Origin of the sequence: Neisseria sp. HMSC31F04 (assembly GCF_001807735.1) — a bacterium.
GTDB lineage: Bacteria > Pseudomonadota > Gammaproteobacteria > Burkholderiales > Neisseriaceae > Neisseria > Neisseria elongata.
In genome coordinates, this window is sequence record NZ_KV790793.1 from 116,776 (window position 1) to 142,623 (window position 25,848).

A 25,848-nucleotide genomic window follows, 5' to 3' on the forward strand; every position below is an offset into this window, starting at 1 on the left:
ACGCCGTATCATTGCAATTTTAATCCACTATAGTTTCCTATCGCGATGCAACGTTTGATACCAAAGGGAAAAAATGTCGGCATCACGTCCATCCGCTGACAAAAGGCCGTCTGAAAATGTTTTCAGACGGCCTCTTAATATGCGTGGGGATTATTTTTTCAATGAATCGCGGATTTCGCGCAGCAGCAATACTTCTTCGCTCGGTTCGGCCGGTGCTTCTTCGGCCGGTGCTTCTTCGGCCGGTGCTTCCTGTTTTTTCAAAGTGTTCAGGGCTTTGACCACCATGAAGATGGCGGAGGCGATGATGAGGAAGCTGATGATGCTGTTGATGAACAGGCCGAGGTTCAGGGTAACCGCGCCGCCCGCTTGTGCGGCAGCCAGTGAGGCGTAGCCGTCTGCCGGGGCGTTGGCACCGTTTTTCAAAGTGAGGAACAGGTTGGAAAAGTCCACGCCGCCGATCAGCAGGCCGATGGGGGGCATGATGACGTCGTCGACCAGTGATTTGACGATGCCTGAGAAGGCTGTGCCGACGACCATACCGACTGCGAGGTCGACGACGTTGCCGCGCATGATGAAATCTTTGAATTCTTGTTTGATTGACATGATTTTGTCCTTTCGTAATCGTTATCGGGGTGAAAATCGAAAAAGGGCGGCAGTGTAGGGGAGGTATGCCGTTATTGTTATTTTTGCGTGATTTGCGGTTGTTTTGTGCAATATACGGTGTTTTTCTGATATTTTTGCACATGAAAAGCAGCGCAGGCTGGAAAATTCCGTGCCTGCGCTGTTTTTCAGACGGCCTGATTGATGTGCGGGAATCAGACTTCGCTCAGGGCATTGATGCTGTAACCGCCGTCCACATAGGTGATTTCGCCGGTGATGCCGGAGGAGAGGTCGGACAGCAGGAAGGCGGCGGCGTTGCCGACTTCTTCGATGGTTACGTTGCGGCCGAGCGGGTTTTGGTCGGCAACGTGTTTGAGCAGTTTGCTGAAATCGGCGATGCCCGAGGCGGCCAATGTCTTAATCGGACCGGCGGAGATGCCGTTGCAGCGGATGCCGTCGCGGCCGACCGAGGAGGCGGTGAAGCGGATGGCGGCTTCGAGGCTGGCTTTGGCCAAACCCATGACGTTGTAGTTCGGGATGGCGCGCACCGCACCGAGGTAGGAGAGGGCGACGACGGCGGAATTGCGGCCTTTCATCATCGGGCGGGCGGCTTTCACCAGCGCGGGCAGGCTGTAGGCGGAAACATCGTGCGCGGTGTTGAAGGCTTCGCGGCTGATGCTGTCGAGGAAGTCGCCGTTGAGTGCTTCGCGCGGGGCGAAGGCGATGGCGTGTACCAGGCCGTCGAGGCCGTCCCAGCTTTTGCCCAGGTCGGTAAACAGTTGCTCGATTTCGGCATCGCTTTGTACGTCGCAGCGGAATACCAGTTGCGAACCGAGTTCTTCGGCCATTTTGCGTACGCGCTCTTCAAGTTTGTCCACCACATAGGTGAATGCCAGTTCCGCGCCTTGTTCGCGGCAGGCTTTGGCGATGCCGTAGGCGATGGAGCGTTCGGAGATCATGCCGGTAATCAGGATTTTTTTGCCTTGCAGGAAGCCCATGTCGATAGTCCTTGGTTGGGAGATGAAAATAGGCGCGATTATAGCCGAGTTTGCGCGGCGGTGGAAAAGGCCGTCTGAAAACGGGTTACAATGCGGCTTCCTTTTTCTGCCTGCAAGGTATCCGCATGAAGCCGTCCGCCGTTTCCGCCTTTTGCGCCGCCGTCCTGTTGTCGTCCGCCGTCCGTCCCGCCGTTGCCGGTTATGCGGCCGGTTTGGGGCAGCCGCCGCTGTATGCCGAAGGTTTCAAACATTTCGGCTATGTGAATCCGAACGCGCCCAAGGGCGGCAGTTTCACCCTGCCTGTGCAGGGTAGTTTCGATACGCTGAACCCGTTTACCTTGAAAGGTTCGGCGGAGTCGGGCGTTGCGATGCTGACGGTGGATACGCTGATGACGGAGGGTGGAGACGATCCTTTCGCCATGTACGGCTTGTTGGCACAAGATATTTCGCTGGCTTCAGACGGCCTCTCCGTTACCTTCCGGCTCAATCCGAAAGCGCGTTTCCACAACGGCGATCCGGTGCTGGCCGAAGACGTGGCCGCCTCGTTCAAACTGCTGACGCAGGACAAAGCCGCGCAACCGCGTTGGAAATTCTATTGGTCGGATGTGGCGGCGGTGGAAACGCCCGACAACCGAACCGTCCGCTTCCGCTTCAAAAAACGCAATGCCGAACTGCACATGATTTTGGGGCAGCTTCCCGTGTTTTCGCGCAAAAGTTACCCGCAGGGTTTGGAAAAGGGCGGCAACACCGCGCCTATTGGTTCCGGCCCTTACCGTTTGGTGAAAACCGATTCCGGCCGCCTGAGCGAGTTTGCCCGCGACAAAAATTATTGGGCGCGCGATTTGCCCTCGCGGCGCGGCATGTACAACTTCGACACCGTGCGCTTCCGCTACCTGCGCGACCCGACCATGCGGATTGAAGGCGTGAAGGCGGGAGACTTCGACTTCACGCAGGAAACCGCCGCCCGTTCGTGGGCGCGCGCCTATCCGGCCGACATCCTGAAAAAGCGCGGGCTGGAAAAGGCCGAACTGCCGCACAGCAACACCGTCGGTATGCAGGGGTTCGTCCTGAACCAACGCCGTGCGGCATTGAAAGACATCCGGGTGCGGCAAGCCCTGGTTTTGAGCTTTGACTTTGAAAATGTGAACAGCCGCATGATGTACGGAGCCTACCGTCGCAGTCCCAGTTTCTTTACCAACAGCGAAATGGCCGCCTCCGGCCTGCCCGATGCCGCCGAACTCGCCTTGCTGACCCCGTTGTCCGGCCGCCTGCCTGCCGCCGTCTTCCGCCAACCCGTGCCGATGCCGCCGCAGAGCGACCCCGCGCTCGGCATCCGACCGAATTTGCTGAAAGCCCGCAGCCTGCTGCTGGAGGCCGGCTACCGTTATCAAAACGGCGTGCTGACCGACAAGCAGGGCAGGCCGCTGGTGTTGGAGTATCTGACCAACAGCAAAACCTTCGAGCGCGTGGCGGGCAAATGGCAGCGCGACCTGGCCAAAATCGGCATCACCCTCAACCTGCGCACCGTCGATGCCTCCCTTTATCAAAAGCGGCTGGCCGATTTCGACTACGACATCATTATGGCCACTTACTCCAACAGCCAAAGCCCGGGCAACGAACAAATCGACTATTTCGGCTGCGCGGCCGCCCAAACCAAAGGCAGCGGCAACTACGCGGGCGTGTGCGACCCTGCCGTCGAACAACTGCTGAAACGGTTTGAACACTTCTCCGACCGCCGCGAACTGGTTACCGCCGCCCGCGCCCTCGACCGCGTATTGCGCCACCAATACATCGTCGTCCCCAACTGGTACAGCGACCGCTACCGCATCATTTACCGCCGTACGCTGGGCATCCCCGCCCGCCCGCCGAAATACTATCAGGCGGCATCTTGGGCGTTGCAGACTTGGTGGGTGAAATAGCGGAAGGCCGTCTGAAAAGCTAAAAATGCCTTTCAGACGGCCTTTTGTTTTTTCCTTTTCATTCCCTATGCAGCAGGGTGAACGATGAAATCAATTTTTTCGGTAGCGGCAGGATAACGATGCGGCAAATTGCAAATCTATAGATATAAACCGCAGGCAGCGGTTGATGCCCCTGCATAAAATGAGGCCGTCTGAAAGTTGTTTTCAGACGGCCTTTTGTCAAGCGGCAAATGAACTTAATCAATGCAGTTGCTGTTGTGCGGCACGAACGGCATTTTGGTCCGGATTGATTAAGATTTCGACACGGCGGTTTTGCGCGCGGCCTTCAACGGTGGCGTTGGAGGCAATCGGCTGGCGGGAGCCGTGGCCGAAGATATTCATGCGGGAAGCACTCACGCCGCGTGATTGCAGATAGGAAGCGACGGCTTGGGCGCGGCGTTGCGACAACGGATCATTGATGGCGTCGGAGCCGGTGTTGTCGGTGTGGCCGTTGATGGTCAGCGTGGTGTCGTGGTATTGGGTCAGTGTTTGCGCGGCGGCGGCCAAGGCGTTTTGCGCGTTGGCGTTCAGCGTCGAGCTGTTGGTGGGGAAGGTAACGTTTTCAGGCATCACCAGTTTGATTTGGTTGCCGTTGCGTTCCACATCCACGCCGGTGTTGGCCAGACTTTCGCGCAGTTTTTTCTCTTGGTAGTCCATGTAGCCGCCGATACCCGCGCCGACCGCGCCGCAGGCCAGGGCGGAGTTGCGCGCGCCTTTGCCGCCGTGGGTCAGTGCGCCGATGATGCCGCAGGCCGCCGCGCCGCCGAGTCCGTACATGGCGGTTTTGCTGGTTTTCTGTGTGCCGTCGGGGTAGGTGATGCAGCCGCCGAGCATCAGGGCGGAGGAAACGGTGATGACAGTAATCGTGTTGAACAGTTTCATGATTGTCCTTTCTGTCGGGTGTGGAAATACTGCAACTATAGCCGATTGTGCGGTGTTTCAGACGGCCTTAACATGATATTACGCCCCGTCTACCGTTTAAGCCGTTTTTTCTGCCGCCAGTATATTCGCCAGCGCAGTTTGGCATCGTAGCCGACCGATCCGGCACCGAACCAGAACAGTAGGGCGGCCACGGGGAGGGTGAAGTGGTAGCCGAGCCGGTGGTAGCCCCACGCGCCGACTACACCGCCTAAAATGAAGGCGGCCAAAAGTGCCAGCAGCAGGCGCATTTTCGGGCGGTTGACGGCGATGTCGGGCAGTTTCGGGTTTTTGCTGCGGCGGTAATACAGCACTTTGCCCAATTCGATGCCCAAGTCGGTTACGGTGCCGGTCATGTGGGTGGAGCGGATGATGCCGCCGGAGAGTACGGTCATGACGGTGTTGTGCATCCCCATGATGAAGCACAGCAGCAGCACGGTGGGCGGCAGGAGGATGCGGCCGTAGTGCGACAAGGCCACGCCCAAAAGGCCGAAGGCGAGCAGGTAGAGGCTTTCCAGCCACATTGACAGGCCGTAGCTGCTGCGGAAGCGTTGGCGTTTCGCCCACAGTATCGTCCAACTGGAATGCGCGGAGCCGATTAGGAAGGCGACTACGCACGACATGGCGGCGAAGAAGCCGTGCCAGTCGCCCAGATAGGCCGCGTCTGCCGCGCCCGACATCGAACCGGTGATGTGCGAGGTGTAGCTTTTGACGGCGAAGAAACCGCCGGCGTTGATTGCGCCGGCAAGGAAGGACATGATGTAGCCGAGGGCGCGGAAGCCGCCGTCGGTAATTTGGCAGTCGTGCAGGTAGGGTTTGTCGGCCTGCCAAAAGGGCTGGCTGTGGTGTTTGTTGGACGGTTTGACGCGCTTTTCCCGTTGGTTCGCCATGTGTTTGCCGTATGTGGTTTTGCGGTTGGGAGGCCGTCTGAAAATTGTTTTTCAGACGGCCTTGCAGGGTTTAGGTGCGGATTTGGCCGTTGCCGAGCACGATCCATTTTTGCGAGGTCAGGCCGTGCAGACCGACGGGGCCGCGGACGTGGATTTTGTCGGTAGAAATACCGATTTCCGCGCCGAGGCCGTATTCGAAGCCGTCGGCAAAACGGGTGGAGGCGTTTACCATCACGCTGGCGGAATCGACGGCGCGCAGGAAGGTTCGGGCACGGCCGAGGTGTTCGGTTACGATGCTGTCGGTGTGGCCGCTGCCGTGGCGGTTGATGTGGGCGACGGCTTCTTCGAGGCTGCCGACGATTTTGACGGCAAGCACGGGGGCGAGGTATTCGGTGTCCCAGTCTTGGTCGGAGGCCGTCTGAATATCGGGCAGTATGGACAGCGTTTGCGGGCAGCCCCGCAGTTCCACGCCTTTTTCGCGGTATTTTTCCGCCAGCGGCGGCAGGAGTTCGGCGGCACGGGCGGTGTGGACCAGTAGGGTTTCCATGGTGTTGCAGGTGCCGTAGCGCGAGGTTTTGGCGTTGAAGGCGATGGAGACGGCTTTTTCGGGGTCGGCAAATTCGTCCAGATAGACGTGGCAGATGCCGTCTAAATGTTTGATGACCGGCACGCGGGCTTCGGCGGCAATCCTCGCTACCAGCGATTTGCCGCCGCGCGGGATGATGACGTCGATTAAATCGGGGCTTTGCAGCATCGCGCCCACGCCTTCGCGGGCGGTGTCTTCGATAAAGCAGACGGCATCGGCGGGCAGGCCGTTTTCATGTAGGGCTTGACGGAACAGTTTGGCAATTGCGCTGTTGCTGTTGACGGCCTCGCTGCCGCCGCGCAGGACGCAGGCGTTGCCGGATTTCAGGCACAGGGCGGCGGCATCGGCGGTTACGTTCGGCCGCGATTCGTAGATGATGCCGATGACGCCGAGCGGTACGCGCATTTTGCCGATTTGAAGGCCGTTCGGGCGGGTGCGGAATTCGTCCATTTCGCCCACGGGGTCGGGCAGGGCGGCAATCTGGCGCAGGCCTTCGCAGATGTTGTCTATGCCCGCGTCGGAAAGTTGCAGGCGGTCGAGCATGGCGGCGTCCAGTCCTTTTGCTTCGGCGTTTTCCATGTCCTGGCGGTTGGCGGCCAAGATTGCGGTGCGGTGTTTGTCCAGTAGTTCGGCCGTGCGGAGCAGGGCGGCGTTTTTGGCCGAGCTGTCGGCGGCGGATACGGCGTAATAGGCGTTGCGCGCGGCGGCTGCCTGGGCGCGGACGTAGGCGGCGGTGTCCTGCATGGTGTCCTCCTGATGTTGGTCGGGAAATGGAAGGCAGATGATAAACAAAGTTAGGCCGTCTGAAAATATGGATTGAGGCCGTCTGAAAACCTTGATGGCGGGTTTTCAGACGGCCTTTGTTGAAAGGAATGGGAGGGCGGGAAGCCTTAATCGTTCCGTTTGATCAGGCGGTAGTAGGTTTCGCCTTGTTCGATGTAGCCCAAATCGACGCGGGCGATTTCGGTGATGGCCTCGCTGCCGTCGGTCAGGTCGGCGACTTCGGCACTCAGGGCGTTGTTACGCAGCTGCAAATTCGCGTTCGCGGCCTGTTGTGCCGCTATTTTGCCATCCGTAACGACCACATCGTGATAGCTGCCTTTCCCTATCCACAGTTGGTATTGGAAAAGGGCGATGGCGGACACGAGCACCAAAGTTACCCACTTCATGTTTCGGCCTTATTTTTTCAGTTGGTAAAACGCGGCTTTGCCCGGATAGTAGGCCGCTTCGCCCAATTCTTCTTCGATGCGGAGAAGTTGGTTGTATTTGGCCATGCGGTCGGAGCGGGAGAGCGAGCCGGTTTTAATCTGCATGCAGTTGGTGGCAACGGCCAAATCGGCGATGGTGCTGTCTTCGGTTTCGCCGGAGCGGTGGCTCATCACGCTGGTGTAGCGGTTGCGTTTGGCCAGTTCGACCGCTTTGAGGGTTTCGCTCAATGTGCCGATTTGGTTCACTTTGACCAACAGGGCGTTGGCGATGCCGTCTTCGATGCCTTCGGCCAGGATTTTGGGGTTGGTGACAAACAGGTCGTCGCCCACCAGTTGGACTGTACCGCCGAGTTTTTGCGTCAGCAGTTTCCAGCCTTCGCGGTCGTTTTCGTCCATGCCGTCTTCAATGGAAACGATGGGGTAGCGGGCGGCCAGGTCGGCCAGGTAGTCGGCGAATTCCGCGCTGCTCAGGGCTTTGCCTTCGGCGGAGAGGTGGTATTTGCCGTCTTTGTAAAATTCGCTGGAGGCGCAGTCTAAGGCGAACAGTACGTCTTCGCCGGTTTTGTAGCCCGCGTCGGCAACGGCTTGCTGCATCAGTTTCAAGGCTTCTTCGTGGCTGTTCAGGTTGGGTGCGAAACCGCCTTCGTCGCCGACTGTGGTGGGGAAGCCTTTTGCATCGCACAGTTTTTTCAGGGCGTGGAAGACTTCCGCGCCGCAACGCAGGGCTTCGCGGAAGGTCGGTGCGCCGACGGGCATAATCATGAATTCCTGGATGTCCAGGCTGTTGTTGGCATGCGCGCCGCCGTTGATGACGTTCATCATCGGTACGGGCATGGCCATTTGTCCGGCACCGCCCAGGTAGCGGTAGAGCGGCAGTCCGGCATCTTCGGCTGCGGCGCGGGCGACGGCCATGGAAACGGCCAGGGTGGCATTTGCGCCCAAACGGCCTTTGTTGTCGGTGCCGTCCAGTTCGATCATCACTTTGTCGATGTAGCTTTGTTCGGAAGCGTCGATGCCGATCAGGGCTTGGGCGATTTCGTTGTTTACGTGTTCGACTGCCTTCAATACGCCTTTGCCCAGATAGCGGGCTTTATCGCCGTCGCGCAGTTCCAGGGCTTCTTTTTGGCCTGTGGACGCGCCGCTGGGTACGGCCGCGCGACCCATCACGCCGCTTTCCAGCAGCACGTCGCATTCTACGGTGGGGTTGCCGCGCGAATCCAAAATCTCGCGGGCGAAGATGTCGATGATGGCGCTCATGTTTTCTTCCTTTTGTGGTCGATAGGGATGGATGATGTTTTCAGACGGCCTCTAAGGCCGTGTGGTCGGCGGCGATTATACCGCAGATGGTTCGGGTGTCGGGAGGCGGTTAGGCCGTCTGAAAAATATTTTCGGTTTGGCAGCGTATTTTCAGACGGCCTCAGGCTGTTCGGCGGTTAGTCAGTGGTAGTCCTGTTCAGTCGGGCTTAAGCGGAAGCCGGTCGGACTTTCGGTGCTGTTGCAGTCTATTCCGCCGTCGTTCAGCCGGCAGGTGAAATAGGGTGTTTCTACTTTTTCTTTTTCCTGCAATATCCTGTATTTCGGGTTCGGCCGGTAGAATTCGGCCGGGATGCCGCTGAGGCAGCCTCGGTTGGGTATTCTGTTTTGCAAGGATGCATAGGCATGGCCGTCGGGTTGGCAATCGTGGCCTTTCCCGCTTTCGGTACGATGGATCAAGCAGACGACTGATGGGGCGCGGCCGAGTAAATCGATGTCGAACAGGTCGCCGCTGTTTATGGTGCGCGCGCGGCAGACGATGTTGCCGTCGGCGGTTTGGAAGGAAAAGGTGTCGGGGGAAGCATAGATTTCGTTTGCAGTATCGGTGGCGGCTTGTGCGGAAAGGGGCAGGGTAGCAGTAGAAAGGATGATGATGCCGTAAAGTGCGGATTTTTTGATGTTCATGATGTTCTCCGATTGGTAGGAACGGTTGTGCAACAGTCTGAGGCCGTCTGAAAACCCGTATAAAAGGATTTTCAGACGGCCTCTTCATTCGGCTAATCAACCGCGGTGATAGTTCGGTGCTTCTTTCGTAATCTGTACGTCGTGAACGTGCGATTCGCTCATGCCTGCGGAAGTGATTTCGACAAATTCCGCTTTTTCGTGCATTTCGTCTATCGTGGCGCAGCCCAGATAGCCCATGCTGGAACGCAGGCCGCCGGTGAGCTGGTGGATGATGTTTACAATCGGGCCTTTGTAGGGGACGCGGCCCTCGATGCCTTCGGGCACATATTTGTCGGCACTTTCCTGTTTGTCTTGGAAATAGCGGTCGGAAGAGCCTTGGCTCATTGCGCCCAGCGAACCCATGCCGCGGTAAGATTTGTACGAACGGCCTTGGTACAGCTCGATTTCGCCCGGGGCTTCTTCCGTGCCGGCAAACATGCCGCCCAGCATCACGCACGACGCGCCGGCTGCCAAGGCTTTGGCGATGTCGCCCGAGAAACGAATGCCGCCGTCGGCAATCAACGGCACACCGGTGCCTTTCAAGGCTTCGGCAACGTTGTGAATCGCCGTCAGTTGCGGCACGCCCACGCCGGCCACGATACGCGTGGTGCAAATGGAACCCGGGCCGATGCCCACTTTGACCGCGTCCGCACCGGCAGCGGCCAAATCGCGTGCCGCCTGCGCGGTGGCGATATTGCCGCCGATAACCTGTACTTCGGGGAAGTTTTCCTTCACCCATTTCACGCGGTCGAGTACGCCCTGGCTGTGGCCGTGCGCGGTATCGACCACAATCACGTCCACGCCTGCGGCTACTAACGCTCTGACGCGCTCTTCCGTGTCCGCCCCCGTGCCGACTGCCGCGCCGACGCGCAAACGGCCTTCGGCATCTTTGTTGGCATTGGGGAATTCGGTGGTTTTGATGATGTCTTTAACCGTAATCAGGCCTTTGAGTTCGTCGTTGGCGTTCAAGACCAAAACGCGTTCGACTTTGTGCTGGTGCATCAGTTCGCGCGCCTCCTCGATGCTCGCGCCTTCGGCTACGGTAACCAGGCGTTCGCGCGGGGTCATGATGGCGGAAACCGGCAGGTCGAGGCGGGTTTCGAAACGCAGGTCGCGGTTGGTTACGATGCCGACCACTTTGCCGTTTTCCACGACCGGCAGGCCGGACATTTTGCGTTTGCGTTGCGCGCGCAGTTCCAAAAGCTCGCGGATAAGGACGTTGGGTGCGACGGTAACGGGGTCTTTGACCACGCCGCTTTCATGGCGTTTTACCTTGGCTACGGCTTTAGCCTGCATGTCGGGGGACATGTTTTTATGGATAATGCCCAAGCCGCCTTCCTGAGCCATCGAAATGGCCAGACGGGCTTCGGTTACGGTATCCATAGCGGCGGAAAGCAAGGGGAGGTTGAGGGTGATTTGGCGGGTGAGCCTGGTTTTGAGGGAAACGTCGCGCGGCAGCACTTGGGAATGGGCGGGAACGAGCAGAACGTCGTCGAAGGTGTAGGCTTTTTCTACGATGCGCATGATGCTTTCAACTTTCAGTTTGTGCAAGATGCACGCCATTGTATCAAATTTGCCGCGCCTCCCCAACAGATTTGGCAGCAGTGCAGACGATAACATGACGGCATAAGGGTAAATACAGTACAATCTTATTTATTCATACCGATACAAAAGAGAGGGTCGAATTATGCACATTACTCAAATTGCCAAAGTTTTGTTGTTGGGCAGCTTGTTGGTGTCGGGCGGTGTTTCCGCAGCTTCCTCCGAGGTTTATCGTTGGAAGGAAAAAAACGGGGTCAACACTTATTCCGATGTTCCTTATCAACTGAAGCCGACAGCCAGTACCACTATCAACATCCGTACCAACAAAGTAACGCCGCCGGCGAATTCGACCGTTCAGCCTGCTTCCGTTACAACCGTCGGTGATCCTAACGCCACACCGTCTTTGGCTGAACAACAGGCCAGAGTGAGCGAGCAGATTGCACAGCAGAATAAAGAAGCTGAAAAACGCAATAAAGAAATTGAAGAGCAGAACAAACAGGCGCAAGAAGCAAACTGTAAAACCGCACAGATGAATTTGTCTTTTGCACAAAGTGCGCGTACCGACAAGCGTGAAGCATTGATTCAGCGTTTCAATCAAGAAGTAGCGAAATATTGTAAATAAATAATCGGGTTTCAAACCGGATTCATAATGGGGCTGACAATCGTCAGCCCCATATTTTTGGTTTCACTGTTTTTTGATTCCGATTGGTGGCGGATTAGCTTGCATTCGGGCAAGGAGGGCAATGCCGCATCGGTTTGTTTTGCTGAGAGTCCGTCAAGCGTGTTTTCAGACGGCCATCGGCTTTTGATTTTGATGCGGCACAGTCGGAAATCAAATCGGAAATTAAACCGGTTTACCATGTTTCCTTAAGCGCAGCGCATTGGCTAATACCAACAGGGAGCTGCCGCTCATGCCTAATGCGGCCAGCCAAGGGGTAACGAATCCTGCTGCGGCCAGCGGGACGGCGATCAGATTGTATGCGGCTGCCCAAATCAGATTCTGGCGGATAATCGCGGCGGTGCGTTTGGCTTGGTTTACCGCTTGCGGAATCACGGCCATGTCGTCGTTCAGTAATACGATGTCTGCACCCGCACGGGCAACGTCGGCCCCGCCCGCCACGGCAACGGATACGTCGGCGGCGGCCAAAACAGGTGCGTCGTTGATGCCGTCGCCCACCATCAGCACTTTCTTGCCCTGCCGTTGCAGGGTTTCGACATAGGCCAGTTTGTCTTCCGGCACGGCTTCGGCGCGGAATGCGTCCAGATGCAGGTTCTGCGCCAGCGATTGCACGGCGGCTTGGCGGTCTCCGCTGAGGAGGTGGAGGGTTAGCCCTTGTTGTTTCAGTTCGGCAACCATTTGCGGGATGCCGGATTTGGTTTGGTCTTCAAGCAGGAAAACGGCTTCAAAACCGTGTCGGCTGCCGAGGGTGATGAGTGTGCCCGCATGTTTTGCTTCGGTAACGGTATCGGGCAGGTTGCCGGCGGTTTCGGCGACGTATTCGGGTTTGCCCAGCAGCCAGAGGTCGGTTTGGCCGTTGATGGTCAGCATCGCGCTGACACCGTGGCCGACGCGGTTCAGCCTTTGTCCGGCCTCGATATGGAGGCCGTCTGAAAAGGGCAGGGCGGCGATGGCGCGGGCAATCGGGTGTTCGGATTGGGCTTCGAGCGTTTGTGCGATTTGTGCCGCCTGTTGTTCTGTCAGGCTGCCTAGGCAGATGGTTTGTTTTACTTTCAGACGGCCTTCCGTCAGCGTGCCTGTTTTGTCGAATACGGCATCGGTGGCAACGGCCAAAGTTTCCAAAGCCTGCGGGCCGGCCACCAATACGCCTTGCGCGGCCAGCTTGCCGGTGGATGCGGCCAGGGCGGTGGGCGTGGCGAGCGACAGGGCGCACGGGCAGGTAATGACCAGCAGTGAAACGGTAATCCATAAGGCCTGATGGATGTCGCTATACCACCACCAGCCGATGAAGACGGGCAGTGAGAAGGCAATCATACCGAACACGAAGCGTGATGCGTATTGGTCTGCCAAAACGGCCAAACGCGGTTTTTGCGATAAGGCTTTGTCGAGCAGTTTGACGATGTGCGCCAAACGCGTATCGCCGCCCACGCCGTCTGCACGGATGATGATCGGGCCGGCGGTGTTGAGCGTGCCGGCGGTAACTTTGTCGCCCGGCTGTTTGGGTACGGGCAGGTTTTCACCGGTCAGCATGGCTTCGTCGGCTTCGCTTTCGCCTGACAGGATGCAGCCGTCGGCAGGTATTACTTCGCCTGCCCTCACCAGCAGCACGTCGCCGCGTTGAAGCTGCACCACGGCGGCTTCTTCAGCCGTTTCGTCGTCAGGATAGTTCGGCAGTTTGCGGCAGAAGGCCGGTACGAGTTTGACCAGTCTTTCCGCCGCATCCCCTGCTTTGCGCCGTGCGGACTGCTCCATAAAACGCCCCAGCGAAAGCAGGAATACCAGCATGGCCAAACCCTCGAAATACATTCCTTGTCCTGCATTCCGCAACAGGGCGTACAGGCCGGCACCGAAAGCCAGCCAAATGGATAATGCAATCGGCGTGTCCATGCCGGGGCGGCGGTTTTTCAGATCGCGCAGGCAGCCGCGATAAAAGGGGACGGCGGCGAAAAAGATAACGGGCAGCACCATTAAAAATGCGCCCCAATGCAAAATAGTGAGAAATTGCGGCTCGATATCGTCATACAGGTAGGTCGGCAGGGCAAACATCATGGTCTGCATCATGCACATCCCGGCCACGGCCAGGCGGACGATGGCCTTTTTACGTTCTTTTCGCGCAGATTCGTCTGCCTTGTGCGCGTCGTAAGGCGAGGCCGAATAACCCGTTTGACGGATTTTCAGCAAAATGTCGGAGAGTTTTACCCGGCTGTCGTCCCATTTGATACGGGCCTTCAGCGTGCTGTAATTCAATTCGGCCGACAGAATACCGCTTTGCCGCAATAGCTGCTGTTCAATGAGCCAGACGCAGGCGGCGCAAGTAACGCCGCCCAGCATCAACGATGCTTCACGCTCGTTTTCCGACAGCGTTTCGACAAATTCGCGCTGCACGTCGGGCAGGTCGTACAGTTTCAGTTGGGCCAGAATCTCGGGCGGAGGCAAGCCGGCCTGTTCCGCTTCGGCAGTTCGCTGCTTGTAATAATTGCCCAGCCCGGCATCAATAATGCCCTGCGCCACAGCCTGACAACCGGCACAGCAGGCAGGCTCTTCCCGCTGTTCATAGACAATCGGCAAATGGGTACCATCGGGAACGGGCAGGCCGCAGTGGAAACAGTTTTTTTCACTCATAATGGGGTGGGATTGTACACGCTTTGATGATAGGCCGTCTGAAAGGCACGATATGACGACAATGCCGCCGTTAAGGAATGCTTATGCCGAACAGGAGGGGAACCCTAGTTCAAGTTAAATATTTCCCGATTTTGATTATCCGATTCGGCTGAATTTAATATAATCAAAACCCTGTTTTATATTTTTGTAAAAATAACCGCGCCATCCGGAGAGTATATGACTCAACAGACAACCTACAACCAACACCCCGAGCAGCAAGCCCGCGACATTATTGACCAAAAACTGGAGCAGGCGGGCTGGGCGGTACAGTCGGTGAATAACTTTAATCGCAACAGCAGTTTAGGTGTGGCAGTGCGTGAATATCCAACCGACAGCGGTCCGGTAGATTATCTGTTGTTTGTTGATGGCGAGCCGGTTGCCATGATTGAAGCCAAGCCGGAAAATTTTGGACATAAGCTTAATACGGTGGAAGAGCAAAGCGCACGCTATGCCGATAGCGAACTTAATTATATTCAGCAAGCAGAGATTGCCTTTTTATATGAAAGCACTGGCGTAGTAACACGTTTTACCAACCGCAACGATCCTGCCCCTCGTGCCCGCGAAGTATTCCACTTCCACCGCCCCGAAACGCTGCAAAAATGGGCAAACGAAGGCAAAAACACCCTGCGCGCCAAACTTAAAGCCATGCCGGCACTCAATCCTAACCATCTGTCTGCGGCTGAACTCGGCTTGCGCGATTGCCAATTAACCGCCATCGAAAATATGCAAGATTCTTTGGCAAAAGATTTGCCGCGCGCCTTGATTCAGATGGCCACAGGCGCAGGCAAAACTTATACCGCTATCAGCATTATGTATCGTTTGCTCAAATACACAGGCAAACGCCGCATTTTATTTTTAGTCGACACCGTCAACTTGGGCGAACAGGCCGAGCAGGAAATGTTGGTTTTTACCCCGTCTGACGACAACCGCAAATTTACCGAACTCTACAACGCTCAAGTCATTAAATCGCCGCACATTCCCAACGGCGTAGAAGTCTGCATTTGTACCATTCAGCGCATGTATTCCCTATTAAAAGGGGAAGACCTAGCGATACCGGATGACAGTATGGAATTGGAAGAATGGGAAAACCGCTTAAAAGAACCATTGCCCGTTGCCTATCAACCGGATCTGCCACCGGAATTTTTTGATTTTATTTTTATCGACGAATGCCATCGCTCCATTTACAACCTGTGGCGGCAAGTGTTGGATTATTTTGATGCCTATCTGATCGGCTTAACCGCCACACCGGACAACCGCACTTTTGGTTTTTTCAATCAAAACGTCGTCAGCGAATACAGCCACGAGCAAGCCGTTGCCGATGGCGTAAATGTAGGCAATGAAGTCTATCTGATCAATACCAAAATCAGCCTGGATGGCGGCAAATTCAAAGCCGAGGAGCTGGTCGAACACCGCGAACGCACCACACGCCGTAAACGCTGGCAGCAGCAAGATAGCGATGAAGACTATACTGCCAAACAACTCGACAGAGATGTTGTCAATCCAAGCCAAATCCGCACCATTATCCGTACTTTCCGCGACCATTTGCCCGTAATGTTCCCAAATCGTCAAGAAGTACCCAAAACCTTGATTTTTGCCAAAAACGACAGCCACGCCGACGACATCATCAAAATGGTGCGGGAAGAGTTCGGGCAAGGCAACGAATTTTGCAAAAAAATCACTTACAAAGCCAAAGACGATATTGTGGGTGAAAACGGCGAAATCATCGAACAAGGCGAAGAACCCAAAACCGTCTTGGCGAATTTCCGCAACAGCTACAACCCGCGCATTGCCGTTACCGTCGATATGATTGCCACGGGAACCGATGTCCGCCCGCTCGAATGCCTGCTGTTTATGCGCGATGTCAAAAGCCGCAACTATTTTGAGCAAATGAAAGGACGCGGCACACGCACGCTTGATAAAGAAGGCTTGCAAAAAGTCAGTCCTTCCGCATCATCGGCCAAAACCCATTATGTGATTGTCGATGCCATCGGTGTTACCAAATCGCTCAAAACGGCAAGCCAACAATTAGACACCAAACGTTCGGTCAGCTTCTCCGATTTAGGAAAAGCCGTCGTTTTCGGCGGCGCATTTGATAGCGACAGCATCAGTTCACTGGCGGCACGCCTTGCTCGTTTAAACAAACAGCTGGATGACGAACAACAACAGCGGATCACTGAAATCACAGGCGGCGTCCCATTACCGCAATTGGTCAAAGACCTGTTTCACGCCATCAATGCCGATGAAATCCATCGGGCAGCTTGCGAGCAAGAAGGCATTTCCATCGATGAGACGCCGTCTGAAAAAACCGTTTTACAGATACAAAAACAGCGCGTCAAAGCCGCCACACGTCCGCTTTCCATGGAGCTCATTACCACGTTGGACGACATCCGCAAACAAAACGAGCAGAAAATCGACGCCGAGATTGACGAAGTCATCCACGCAGGCTGGGCAGAAAATGATGAAACCCTGACCCAAGATTTTGCCGAATGGATACGCAGCAACAAAGACGAAATTACCGCCTTGCAGATTTTCTATAATCAGCCTTATCAACGCCAAGCCTTAAGCCTTGCGATGATTAAAGCGCTGGCAACCGCCATTAAAAAAGCCAAACCGAAATTGGCATTCAGTCATATCTGGCAGGCGTATGCGCGTTTGGATAGCGTCAGCGAACAGGTAGAAAGCGAACTCACCGCCTTAGTCGGCCTTGTTCGCCGAGTGATTGGCATTGATGACAAAATCACGCCGTTTAGCAAAACCGTGCGTAAAAACTTCCAAACATGGACGTTTGAACACAACGCCCGTGCCGACAAACCGCTGACCGAAGAACAAATGCAATGGCTGACCATGATTCGCGACCACATCATCACCTCTTTTGCCATCGAAGGGAACGACTTTGAACTTACCCCGTTCAACCAATACGGCGGCTTAGGGCAGGCCTATGATGTATTGAGCGAAATTGCCGCCAACGACCAAGACTTTAACACCCTATTAAACGAGATTAACCAACAATGGACAGCATAAAAATGACCGCAGAACAGCAGTTGCCTGAAGGGTGGAAGAAAACAACTTTGGGGGAAATTTCTATTGTAAAAATGGGGCAATCTCCAAATGGAAAATCTTACAACAAAGAAAAAGAAGGTTATCTACTAATTGGTGGTGCAAGTGATTTAGGCGATATATATCCATCTCCTAAACAATATACCAACGAAGCTACTAAATTAAGCAAAGCCAATGACATTATTATCTGCATTCGAGCAACAATCGGACGCTTGAATTTAAGCGATAAGGTTTATTGTTTGGGGCGTGGCGTAGCTGGAATTGAGGTCAATGAAAATATAGAAACTAAATTTATTTGGTATTCATTGATGAATAATGAGGCATATCTTTTGAAAAATAGTACTGGTACAACATTTCAACAAATTTCCAGTCCTACTTTAAAAAAATTGCCCATTATCTACCCAACCAGCAAAGAAACCCAACAAGCCATCGTCAATAAAATCGAAAGCCTGCTTGACGAAATCGACGAAGGCATAGGTCGTCTGAAAACCGCAGCGCAGCAAATTCAACAATACCGCCAATCCCTGCTCAAAAACGCCTTTAACGGCGAACTCACCAAAGAATGGCGCAGCAAACACGCTGACACCTTGCCGTCTGAAAACGAACTGCTCGCCCAAATTCAGACGACCCGCGAACAACACTACGCCCAACAGCTTGTCGACTGGCAAACAGCCGTCAGCCAATGGGAACAAAATGGAAAAGTAGGGAAAAAACCGAGCAAGCCCAAAGCGCCGACACAAGCGGTTAAGTTTGAAGACAATTTTGCAGATTTGCCGAGTGGGTGGGGAGCTATAAAAATCAATCAAGTTGCTGAGATATTTACTGGAGCAACTCCATTAAAAAGTAATGCTAACTACTATGAAAATGGCTCAATTCCTTGGGTTACCAGTGGTAGTTTGAATAATGAATTTGTAGATTCTGCTGATAGCTTTGTTACGGATTTGGCTTTAAAAGAAACTAATTTGAAATTATTACCAAAACATACTTTGCTCGTTGCGATGTATGGAGAGGGCAAAACTCGAGGGAAATGTTCTGAATTGCTAATTGAAGCAACAACGAATCAAGCTATTGCAGGGATTGTTCTAAATGAAAAATATCCAATTAGCAGGAAATTTCTAAAATTTTATATGTTTAAAAATTATGCCGATATACGGAGGCAGTCATCTGGAGGTGTTCAACCAAACTTAAATTTAAGCTTGGTTGGAAATATTATTTTTCCATTGCCTTGTCTCGCCGAACAAACCCAAATCGTTGCCATTTTAGAAAGCAAACTCACCGCCTGCGACCAACTCGCCGCCGAACTTGCCAAACAACTCAAACAAGCCGAGCTGCTTAAACAGGCCGTCTTAAAAGCGGCTTTTTCAGGTAACCTTTTGGATAAATAAATTAAAGAGAAAACGAATATGACCACAACGCAAAACCACACTTCAAATGCTATCGTCCAAAAGGTTTGGAGCTTCTGCCATATGCTGCGCGATGACGGCGTGAGCTACGGCGACTATTTGGAACAGATTACGTATCTGATTTTCTTGAAGATGGCGTTTGAATACAGCCAGCCGCCCTACAATCGTGATGTCGGCATTCCGGAAGAATACAACTGGAAAAGTCTGACCGATCGCACGGGCGCGGAATTGGAAAGCCATTATCTCGCTTTGTTGCGCGATTTAAGTATGCGCAAAGGCTTGCTTGGGCAAATCTTTGCCAAGGCGCAAAACAAAATCCAAGACCCTGCCAAATTATCCCGTTTGGTGGCGATGATTGATGAAACTAAATGGACGCGCTTGGGCGTGGATGTGAAAGGCGATATTTACGAAGGCATTTTGGAAAAAAATGCCGAAGATACCAAATCAGGCGCGGGGCAATACTTTACGCCGCGTGCTTTGATTCAAGCAATTGTCGAATGCGTCCGCCCGCAGGCAGATACTCTGATTGCCGACCCGGCAGCAGGCACCGGCGGCTTTTTATTGGCGGCATACAGTTATTTGGAAAAACACGCCAATCTAAACACCGACCAAAAAGAGCGGTTAAAAAAAGGGACGTTTTTCGGCAATGAAATCGTCGCCAATACCCGCCGTTTGTGTTTGATGAACCTGTTTTTACACGGCATTGGCGAAATGGACGGCGATAGCCCGATTAGCTCCGATGACTCCTTGGTTGCACCAAGCGTGCGCAAAGTGGACTTGGTTTTAGCCAATCCGCCATTCGGCAAAAAAAGCAGCATGACCATTACCAATGCCGAAGGTGAAGCCGAAACCGAAGATTTTGTCTATAACCGTCAAGACTTTTGGGCAACTACTTCCAACAAACAAGTCAACTTCTTGCAGCATATTTACACCATGCTCAAAAACAACGGGCGGGCGGCGGTTGTCGTACCCGATAATGTGCTGTTTGAAGGCGGTTCCGGCGAAACCGTGCGTAAAAAACTATTACAGATGACGGATTTGCATACGATTTTGCGTCTGCCAACGGGGATTTTCTACGCCAATGGCGTCAAGGCGAACGTGTTGTTTTTTGATAACCGCCCGGCGCAGCAAGAAGCCGTTACCAAAGAAATCTGGGTCTATGACTATCGCACCAACGTGCATCACACACTGAAGAAAAAACCGATGCAGTTGGCAGATTTGCAGGATTTCATTACCTGCTATTGCCCCGAAGACCGTTCAAAGCGCGCAGAAACCTATCATGCCGAAAACAATCCCGACGGGCGTTGGCGTAAATTTAGTATCGATGAAATCAATCAGCGCGAAAAAACCAGCTTGGATATTTTCTGGCTGAAAGACCATTCTTTAACCGACTTGGACAATCTGCCAGCCCCCGATATTTTGGCCGATGAAATCATTGAAAATATCGAAGCGGCTTTGATGAGTTTTCGAAGCGTTGCAGCGCAGTTGGAAAAGTAAATGCCGATAGGGCCTAAAGGGAAATATTGAGGTCTTCCCGCTTTTGGCCGATTGGTCGATACGGTCAAAAATGTTAAGATTCCGTTTTTAATGTTTGGCCGACACTTCGGTTATGAATGCTGATGGTCGCTCCAAGTACGGCCTTAAGCAAACCATAAGGTTTGATTTTGAGGCAAATGAATTTGAGGCCGTCTGAAAACCCAACGACACTTTTTCAGACGGCCTCCATACGACAGGCTCCGGCACATCCGGCGTCCCTTTCCGACAAACCCGAATCAATTTAAGGAATCCCCATGAAACTGCTCGTTATCGGCAGCGGCGGCCGTGAACACGCACTGGCCTGGAAACTGGCACAGTCGCCCAAAGTCGCCACCGTCTTCGTCGCCCCCGGCAATGCCGGCACTGCATCCGAACCCAAACTGCAAAACCTGCCGCTGACGGCGCACGCCGACCTGATCGACTTTTGCCGGAAAGAAAACGTCGCCTTCACCGTCGTCGGCCCCGAAGCCCCGCTGGCGGCAGGTATTGTGGACGATTTCCGCGCCGCCGGGCTGCCTGTTTTCGGCCCGACCCGTGCCGCTGCACAGTTGGAAAGTTCGAAAGATTTTGCCAAAGCGTTTATGAAACGGCACAGCATTCCCACCGCCGGCTACCAAACGTTCGACAACACGCAGCAGGCGCATGATTATGTGGACGCGAAAGGCGCGCCCATCGTCATCAAGGCCGACGGCCTGGCGGCGGGCAAAGGCGTGATTGTTGCCATGACTTTGGCAGAAGCACATGCCGCCATCGACGATATGCTGTTGGGCAACAAGATGGGCAACGCCGGTGCGCGGGTGGTCATCGAAGACTTTTTGCAGGGCGAAGAAGCCAGCTTTATCGTGATGGTGGACGGCGAACACGTCCTACCCATGGCCACCAGCCAAGACCACAAACGCCTGCTCGACAACGACCAAGGCCCGAACACCGGCGGCATGGGTGCGTACAGCCCCGCCCCGGTCGTTACGCCCGAAGTCTACCGCCGCACGATGGACGAAATCATCCTGCCCACCGTGCGCGGCATGGCTGCGGACGGCTGCGAATTTACCGGCTTCCTGTATGCGGGTTTGATGATCGACGAAAACGGCGCGCCCCGCACCATCGAATTCAACTGCCGCTTCGGCGACCCCGAAACCCAGCCCATCATGAGCCGTCTGGACAGCGATTTGGCCGATTTGGTACAAGCCGCTTTAGACCGCCGTTTGGATAAGGTACAGGCGGAATGGAACCCGCAAACCGCCGTCGGCGTGGTGCTGGCTGCGGCCGGCTATCCCGACAGCCCGCGCAAAGGCGACGCCGTCGAAGGTATGGAAGCCGCCAATAAAATCGGCAAGGTTTTCCACGCCGGAACGGCGGTTTCAGACGGCCATACGGTAACCAACGGCGGACGCGTGTTATGCGTGGTCGGTTTGGGCGACGACGTGAAACAAGCCAAAGCCAAAGCATATGAGGCCGTGGCAAAAATCCATTTCGAGGGCATGCAATACCGCAAAGATATTGCCGACAAAGCCATCAAATCCTAACCTAAAGGCCGTCTGAAAACCTGCTGCGCAACGTTTTCAGACGGCCTCCTCCCACCGATTAACCAAATCCGCCGAAACTCGGCGGATTTTTCATTCCGCCCCATAAAGACAAAACGCCAATACGCGAGCCGCTTGCTATAATTTCCCTTTTCCCCGAACTAGAAAACAGGTACAGGCGGCAATATGGAAGTCATCCAATACCCCAACTCCCCCTTCAAACTCCACCAACCCTTCCCACCCGCAGGCGACCAGCCCACCGCCATTGCCGGCCTGCTCGAAGGGCTTTCAGACGGCCTTGCCTACCAAACCCTGCTCGGCGTAACAGGGTCGGGCAAAACCTACACCATGGCGAACGTCATCGCCCAAAGCGGCCGCCCCGCCATCATCATGGCGCACAACAAAACCCTTGCCGCCCAGCTTTATGCCGAGATGCGCGAGTTTTTCCCCGAAAACGCGGTGGAATATTTCGTCTCCTACTACGACTATTACCAACCCGAAGCCTATGTGCCCAGCCGCGATTTGTTCATCGAAAAAGACAGCGCGATCAACGAACACATCGAGCAGATGCGCCTTTCCGCCACCAAAAACCTGATGACGCGCGACGACGTGATTATTGTCGCCACCGTGTCCGCCATTTACGGTATCGGCGACCCGACCGAATATCAACAAATGGTGTTGTCCGTCAAAGAAGGCGACACCATCGAGCAGCGCGACATCATCGCCACGCTCGTTTCCATGCAGTACGAACGCGGCGATTTGGACTTCAAACGCGGCAGCTTCCGCGTGCGCGGCGACGTGATTGACGTGTACCCTGCCGAAAGCTCCGAAAACGCCTTGCGCATCAGCCTGTTTGACGACGAAATCGACCGCCTCGATATGTTCGACCCGCTTTCAGGCAGCCTGCACCAACGCGTCGGCCGCTACACCGTCTTCCCGTCCAGCCACTACGTTACCCCGCGCGACACCGTCTTGCGCGCCTGCGAGTCCATCAAAGAAGAATTGCGCGAACGCATCAAATTTTTCGCCCGCGAACAACGACCCGTCGAGCAACAACGTATCGAACAACGCACCCGTTTCGACCTCGAAATGCTCTACGAAATGGGCTTCTGTAAAGGCATCGAAAACTACTCCCGCCACTTCTCCGGCAAAAAAGAAGGCGAACCGCCGCCCACACTGATGGACTACCTGCCCGACAACGCCATCATGTTCATCGACGAAAGCCACGTTACCGTTACCCAAATCGGCGGCATGTACAAAGGCGACGCATCGCGCAAACAAAACCTCGTGGATTACGGCTTCCGCCTACCTTCCGCCCGCGACAACCGCCCGCTCAAATTCCACGAATTTGAAAAAGTCATGCCGCAAACCGTCTTCGTTTCCGCCACTCCCGCCAAATACGAAGAAGAACACGCCGGACAAGTGGTCGAACAAGTCGTCCGCCCCACAGGACTGGTCGACCCCCAAATCATCATCCGCCCAGTCGCCACCCAAGTCGACGATTTAATGAGCGAAATCAACGACCGCATCCAAAAAGGCGAACGCGTGCTCGTTACCACACTCACCAAACGCATGGCGGAGCAACTCACCGACTATTACAGCGAACTCGGCATCAAAGTGCGCTACCTGCACAGCGACATCGACACCGTCGAGCGCGTTGAAATTATTAGAGATTTGCGGCTCGGATTGTTTGACGTACTCGTCGGCATCAACCTCTTGCGCGAAGGCCTCGACATTCCCGAAGTCTCCCTCGTCGCCATCCTTGACGCCGACAAAGAAGGCTTCCTGCGCTCCCACCGCAGCCTGATTCAAACCATAGGCCGCGCCGCGCGCAACGTGAACGGCGTCGCCATCCTGTACGCCGACAAAATCACCGACTCCATGAAAGCCGCCATCGACGAAACCGAACGCCGCCGCGAAAAACAGATTAAATTCAACGAAGAACACGGCATTGTGCCGCAGCAGATTAAAAAACAGGTCAAAGACATCATCGACGGCGTGTACCACGAAGAAGACAGCGGCAAAGGTCGTAGACAGGGCAAAAACAAAGTTAAAGTCGGCGAGATTCACAACGAAGAAGACGCGATTAAAGAAATCGCCAAACTGGAAAAAGCCATGCAACAGGCGGCTAGGGATTTGCAGTTTGAAGAAGCGGCTGTTCTTCGTGATAGGATACGGAATATTAAAGAGAGTTTGTTGTTTGGGGCGGAATAATTTTATTATTTTTATTTAACATGGAGATTAATTAAATGACTTCTATTATTTTAGAACTCCAAAGCCTAGCTGCCAATCCAAATAGTGATGTAGAAGAGTTAGTGAATAAAACATTAATGGTTGCAAGAAAATTAAAAATTAATGAATTAACTGAATGGTGTAATAATGAATTACAAGGTTATTCATCAAAAAATTTACCAAAATATAGAATATTTTATGGAGAGTTAAAAGCTTTTAACCCTTATCGTGGCGATGTTTTATTTATGCTTCCCGATGAATTGAGAGAACGAGTAACAAGAGTTGAATATACCTCATCAATTAGCGAAATAAGAAACTTACTAAAAACAAAAAATAATAATTTTATACGAATTCTATCTAGTAAAGAAAAACAGTTTTTAATGAATTTACAAGATACTCCATTTCCACTTGAACCTAAAATAATTATTTATCCAATTAACTTAATGAATATTCAATCAAAAGTAAGACAACTAATTTTAGATTGGGCATTACGACTGGAAGAGGAAGGCATTTTAGGAGACGGTATCCAATTTACAAAATCAGAACAGGAGAAAGCAATGTCAAACCAATTCAATATTCAGAATATGCAAGGGTTTATTGGGGATATTTTTGGCGGTAATGTTCAGCAAAATATTCAAGACGGTATTCATATTGAAAAAGAAAATTTCAATGAACTGGCTAACTTTTTAGCAAAAAACGGGATTCCATCTGCCGAATTAGAAGATTTACGAAATGCACTGATAGAAGATGGTCAGCCCACAGATAAAAAATTCGGCTCAAAAGTAAGTGCATGGATTGGCAATATTATTACAAAGGCTTCTACCGGTGCAATTGATGTTTCAGTAGGTACTATTGCAGGAATATTAACTAATGCGATTTCAAAATATTATGGCTTAATGTAAGCAAATGCAATATGTGCGGCTCCACCACACACGCCGTCCCCAACCGCCCAAAACCGCGTGCTTGCCTGCGGCTTACCCCCTACCACCCAACCAACACAGCAAGCGTAGGTTGGATACTTGTATCCGACAAAACCTTTAACATTCCCATCATTGCAATCCATTGTAGCAATGCCCAAAATGTTGGATTCGAGAATCCGACCTACAAAATCATTCCGAGCATAATACTATGAAATACCGTCGTTTTTACCGCAATGGCGGTACTTACTTTTTTACGGTTGTAACCAATAAACGGCAGAAGATTTTGACCGATGATGCAGCAAGCATAGGTTGGGTCAAGACCCAACAAAACTGTTAAATTTTACGAAATGTTGGGTTTGCAACCCAACCTACATTTTGCTGTCTCTCATATCAAATATTCTCTTATTTTAGTTTTAGCACCTTACCAAAAATTTTCGGAATAAATATTGACTTTAACCTTAGGTCAAAGTTTATGATTTGTGCTCCTTCAGTTATCACATAGGCGAAAAACATGAAAAAACTTATGACTTTTATCACACTTAGCGCTGTTGCAGTTTCAATTTATGCCCAAGCTAATGAACAACCGCATCAAGCACACATGAATATGCCAATGTCGACAGGTTCTGCAATGCAACAAGAATTAATGCAAGGTATGAATCAAATGCATCAAGACATGATGGCAGCTGCGCAATACAAAGATCCTGATGTTGCTTTTGCAGCAGGTATGTTGCCACACCATATTGGCGCAGTAAAAATGGCGGAAGTTGAATTAAAATACGGAAAGGATCCTGAGATGCGTAAGCTTGCTGAGAATATTATTAACGCACAACAAGCGGAAATTGAACAAATGCAAAAATGGCTTAAAGCACACAACAAAAAAGCAAGCCGTAGCCTGCATCCCCGCTAACCGCGTTCGTGGCTGCGCCACACACCCCACCTGAGGATGGCACAAATTTTAAAAGCGAGGTGTAGGGTGGGGCGGTACGTACGCACGCGTTCTTTGCAGTGCAAACCACTGCTTCAAACTTTCAGACGGCCTCAAACGCCGTCTGAAAATCTATGGCATAAAGGCCGTCTGAAAAAATGGTTTCAGTACAACTGCCACCGGTTGTAACTGGATTGAAACCACCCTTTCAGACGGCCTGAGACCTTTGCAAAATTCC

Annotated in this window: 19 protein-coding genes and 1 pseudogene; 10 read left to right on the forward strand and 10 right to left on the reverse strand. The window is 53.2% G+C overall.

The window, feature by feature from the left end; all coding sequences use genetic code 11:
• Positions 1 to 150: 150 nt before the first annotated feature.
• Complete coding sequence (gene mscL, locus HMPREF3107_RS04930; RefSeq protein WP_070454062.1) at positions 151 to 603, reverse strand: large conductance mechanosensitive channel protein MscL; 453 nt, start codon at positions 601 to 603, stop codon at positions 151 to 153.
• Between the two features lie 212 nt (positions 604 to 815).
• Positions 816 to 1,598 carry an enoyl-ACP reductase FabI gene (gene fabI / locus HMPREF3107_RS04935; protein ID WP_003772951.1) on the reverse strand — a complete coding sequence of 261 codons (783 nt, stop codon included), beginning with the start codon at positions 1,596 to 1,598 and terminating at the stop codon, positions 816 to 818.
• 125 nt (positions 1,599 to 1,723) lie between these two features.
• On the opposite strand from fabI, the gene HMPREF3107_RS04940 reads away from it, so the two are divergent.
• Entirely contained in the window at positions 1,724 to 3,517 is a 1,794-nt protein-coding gene (locus tag HMPREF3107_RS04940) for an extracellular solute-binding protein (protein WP_070454097.1), read from the forward strand.
• A 240-nt stretch (positions 3,518 to 3,757) separates the two neighbouring features.
• Here HMPREF3107_RS04940 and HMPREF3107_RS04945 read toward each other — a convergent pair whose 3' ends face one another.
• From HMPREF3107_RS04945 to guaB, 7 genes are all read right to left on the reverse strand, one after another.
• A complete protein-coding gene (locus HMPREF3107_RS04945; protein WP_070454064.1) occupies positions 3,758 to 4,438 on the reverse strand; it encodes a YiaD family glycine zipper/OmpA-like lipoprotein in 681 nt (226 codons plus the stop codon).
• A gap of 89 nt (positions 4,439 to 4,527) precedes the next feature.
• Positions 4,528 to 5,364 carry a YoaK family protein gene (locus HMPREF3107_RS04950; RefSeq protein ID WP_070454066.1) on the reverse strand — a complete coding sequence of 279 codons (837 nt, stop codon included), beginning with the start codon at positions 5,362 to 5,364 and terminating at the stop codon, positions 4,528 to 4,530.
• Between the two features lie 70 nt (positions 5,365 to 5,434).
• On the reverse strand, positions 5,435 to 6,733 hold the full coding sequence (locus tag HMPREF3107_RS04955; RefSeq protein ID WP_256364792.1) for a glutamate-5-semialdehyde dehydrogenase: 1,299 nt from the start codon (positions 6,731 to 6,733) through the stop codon (positions 5,435 to 5,437).
• Positions 6,734 to 6,840: 107 nt separating this feature from the next.
• Complete coding sequence (gene ftsB, locus HMPREF3107_RS04960; protein ID WP_070454068.1) at positions 6,841 to 7,119, reverse strand: cell division protein FtsB; 279 nt, start codon at positions 7,117 to 7,119, stop codon at positions 6,841 to 6,843.
• Positions 7,120 to 7,128: 9 nt separating this feature from the next.
• Positions 7,129 to 8,415 (reverse strand): phosphopyruvate hydratase, encoded by a 1,287-nt coding sequence (eno, locus tag HMPREF3107_RS04965; RefSeq protein ID WP_003769676.1) that lies wholly within the window; start codon positions 8,413 to 8,415, stop codon positions 7,129 to 7,131.
• 180 nt (positions 8,416 to 8,595) lie between these two features.
• Entirely contained in the window at positions 8,596 to 9,096 is a 501-nt protein-coding gene (locus HMPREF3107_RS04970; protein ID WP_070454070.1) for a hypothetical protein, read from the reverse strand.
• A 96-nt stretch (positions 9,097 to 9,192) separates the two neighbouring features.
• Positions 9,193 to 10,659 carry an IMP dehydrogenase gene (gene guaB, locus HMPREF3107_RS04975; protein WP_040665548.1) on the reverse strand — a complete coding sequence of 489 codons (1,467 nt, stop codon included), beginning with the start codon at positions 10,657 to 10,659 and terminating at the stop codon, positions 9,193 to 9,195.
• Between the two features lie 163 nt (positions 10,660 to 10,822).
• On the opposite strand from guaB, the gene HMPREF3107_RS04980 reads away from it, so the two are divergent.
• Positions 10,823 to 11,299 (forward strand): DUF4124 domain-containing protein, encoded by a 477-nt coding sequence (locus HMPREF3107_RS04980; protein WP_070454072.1) that lies wholly within the window; start codon positions 10,823 to 10,825, stop codon positions 11,297 to 11,299.
• Between the two features lie 222 nt (positions 11,300 to 11,521).
• On the opposite strand, the gene HMPREF3107_RS04990 is transcribed toward HMPREF3107_RS04980, so the two are convergent.
• On the reverse strand, positions 11,522 to 13,978 hold the full coding sequence (locus HMPREF3107_RS04990) for a heavy metal translocating P-type ATPase (protein WP_070454075.1): 2,457 nt from the start codon (positions 13,976 to 13,978) through the stop codon (positions 11,522 to 11,524).
• A 216-nt stretch (positions 13,979 to 14,194) separates the two neighbouring features.
• Here HMPREF3107_RS04990 and HMPREF3107_RS04995 point away from each other — a divergent pair, with 216 nt between their 5' ends.
• The 8 genes and pseudogenes from HMPREF3107_RS04995 to HMPREF3107_RS05025 all read left to right on the forward strand — a co-directional run bounded on the left by HMPREF3107_RS04995 (position 14,195) and on the right by HMPREF3107_RS05025 (position 25,592).
• On the forward strand, positions 14,195 to 17,038 hold the full coding sequence (locus HMPREF3107_RS04995) for a type I restriction endonuclease subunit R (RefSeq protein ID WP_070454077.1): 2,844 nt from the start codon (positions 14,195 to 14,197) through the stop codon (positions 17,036 to 17,038).
• Between the two features lie 2 nt (positions 17,039 to 17,040).
• On the forward strand, positions 17,041 to 18,459 hold the full coding sequence (locus tag HMPREF3107_RS05000) for a restriction endonuclease subunit S (RefSeq protein WP_070454098.1): 1,419 nt from the start codon (positions 17,041 to 17,043) through the stop codon (positions 18,457 to 18,459).
• Positions 18,460 to 18,477: 18 nt separating this feature from the next.
• Positions 18,478 to 19,974 carry a class I SAM-dependent DNA methyltransferase gene (locus HMPREF3107_RS05005; RefSeq protein WP_070454078.1) on the forward strand — a complete coding sequence of 499 codons (1,497 nt, stop codon included), beginning with the start codon at positions 18,478 to 18,480 and terminating at the stop codon, positions 19,972 to 19,974.
• 293 nt (positions 19,975 to 20,267) lie between these two features.
• A complete protein-coding gene (gene purD, locus HMPREF3107_RS05010; protein ID WP_070454080.1) occupies positions 20,268 to 21,536 on the forward strand; it encodes a phosphoribosylamine--glycine ligase in 1,269 nt (422 codons plus the stop codon).
• A gap of 183 nt (positions 21,537 to 21,719) precedes the next feature.
• Positions 21,720 to 23,747, forward strand: a complete 2,028-nt coding sequence (gene uvrB / locus HMPREF3107_RS05015; RefSeq protein ID WP_070454082.1) for an excinuclease ABC subunit UvrB — start codon at positions 21,720 to 21,722, stop codon at positions 23,745 to 23,747.
• A 35-nt stretch (positions 23,748 to 23,782) separates the two neighbouring features.
• A complete protein-coding gene (locus HMPREF3107_RS05020) occupies positions 23,783 to 24,667 on the forward strand; it encodes an AbiTii domain-containing protein (protein ID WP_070454083.1) in 885 nt (294 codons plus the stop codon).
• Between the two features lie 226 nt (positions 24,668 to 24,893).
• Positions 24,894 to 24,992, forward strand: a pseudogene (locus HMPREF3107_RS11390) (transposase); the annotation flags it as partial.
• A gap of 204 nt (positions 24,993 to 25,196) precedes the next feature.
• Positions 25,197 to 25,592 carry a CopM family metallochaperone gene (locus HMPREF3107_RS05025; protein ID WP_009173640.1) on the forward strand — a complete coding sequence of 132 codons (396 nt, stop codon included), beginning with the start codon at positions 25,197 to 25,199 and terminating at the stop codon, positions 25,590 to 25,592.
• The last annotated feature ends 256 nt before the right edge of the window (positions 25,593 to 25,848 follow it).

Bases quoted from the DNA above. Each gene is read 5' to 3' on its own strand.
- HMPREF3107_RS04995 (WP_070454077.1), top strand. From the start codon at position 14,195: ATGACTCAACAGACAACCTACAACCAACACCCCGAGCAGCAAGCCCGC.
- HMPREF3107_RS04980 (WP_070454072.1), top strand. From the start codon at position 10,823: ATGCACATTACTCAAATTGCCAAAGTTTTGTTGTTGGGCAGCTTGTTG.
- HMPREF3107_RS05020 (WP_070454083.1), top strand. From the start codon at position 23,783: ATGACTTCTATTATTTTAGAACTCCAAAGCCTAGCTGCCAATCCAAAT.
- HMPREF3107_RS05005 (WP_070454078.1), top strand. From the start codon at position 18,478: ATGACCACAACGCAAAACCACACTTCAAATGCTATCGTCCAAAAGGTT.
- eno (WP_003769676.1), bottom strand. From the start codon at position 8,415: ATGAGCGCCATCATCGACATCTTCGCCCGCGAGATTTTGGATTCGCGC.
- ftsB (WP_070454068.1), bottom strand. From the start codon at position 7,119: ATGAAGTGGGTAACTTTGGTGCTCGTGTCCGCCATCGCCCTTTTCCAA.
- uvrB (WP_070454082.1), top strand. From the start codon at position 21,720: ATGGAAGTCATCCAATACCCCAACTCCCCCTTCAAACTCCACCAACCC.
- HMPREF3107_RS04950 (WP_070454066.1), bottom strand. From the start codon at position 5,364: ATGGCGAACCAACGGGAAAAGCGCGTCAAACCGTCCAACAAACACCAC.
- mscL (WP_070454062.1), bottom strand. From the start codon at position 603: ATGTCAATCAAACAAGAATTCAAAGATTTCATCATGCGCGGCAACGTC.
- guaB (WP_040665548.1), bottom strand. From the start codon at position 10,659: ATGCGCATCGTAGAAAAAGCCTACACCTTCGACGACGTTCTGCTCGTT.
- fabI (WP_003772951.1), bottom strand. From the start codon at position 1,598: ATGGGCTTCCTGCAAGGCAAAAAAATCCTGATTACCGGCATGATCTCC.
- purD (WP_070454080.1), top strand. From the start codon at position 20,268: ATGAAACTGCTCGTTATCGGCAGCGGCGGCCGTGAACACGCACTGGCC.
- HMPREF3107_RS04970 (WP_070454070.1), bottom strand. From the start codon at position 9,096: ATGAACATCAAAAAATCCGCACTTTACGGCATCATCATCCTTTCTACT.
- HMPREF3107_RS05025 (WP_009173640.1), top strand. From the start codon at position 25,197: ATGAAAAAACTTATGACTTTTATCACACTTAGCGCTGTTGCAGTTTCA.
- HMPREF3107_RS04990 (WP_070454075.1), bottom strand. From the start codon at position 13,978: ATGAGTGAAAAAAACTGTTTCCACTGCGGCCTGCCCGTTCCCGATGGT.
- HMPREF3107_RS05000 (WP_070454098.1), top strand. From the start codon at position 17,041: ATGACCGCAGAACAGCAGTTGCCTGAAGGGTGGAAGAAAACAACTTTG.
- HMPREF3107_RS04940 (WP_070454097.1), top strand. From the start codon at position 1,724: ATGAAGCCGTCCGCCGTTTCCGCCTTTTGCGCCGCCGTCCTGTTGTCG.
- HMPREF3107_RS04945 (WP_070454064.1), bottom strand. From the start codon at position 4,438: ATGAAACTGTTCAACACGATTACTGTCATCACCGTTTCCTCCGCCCTG.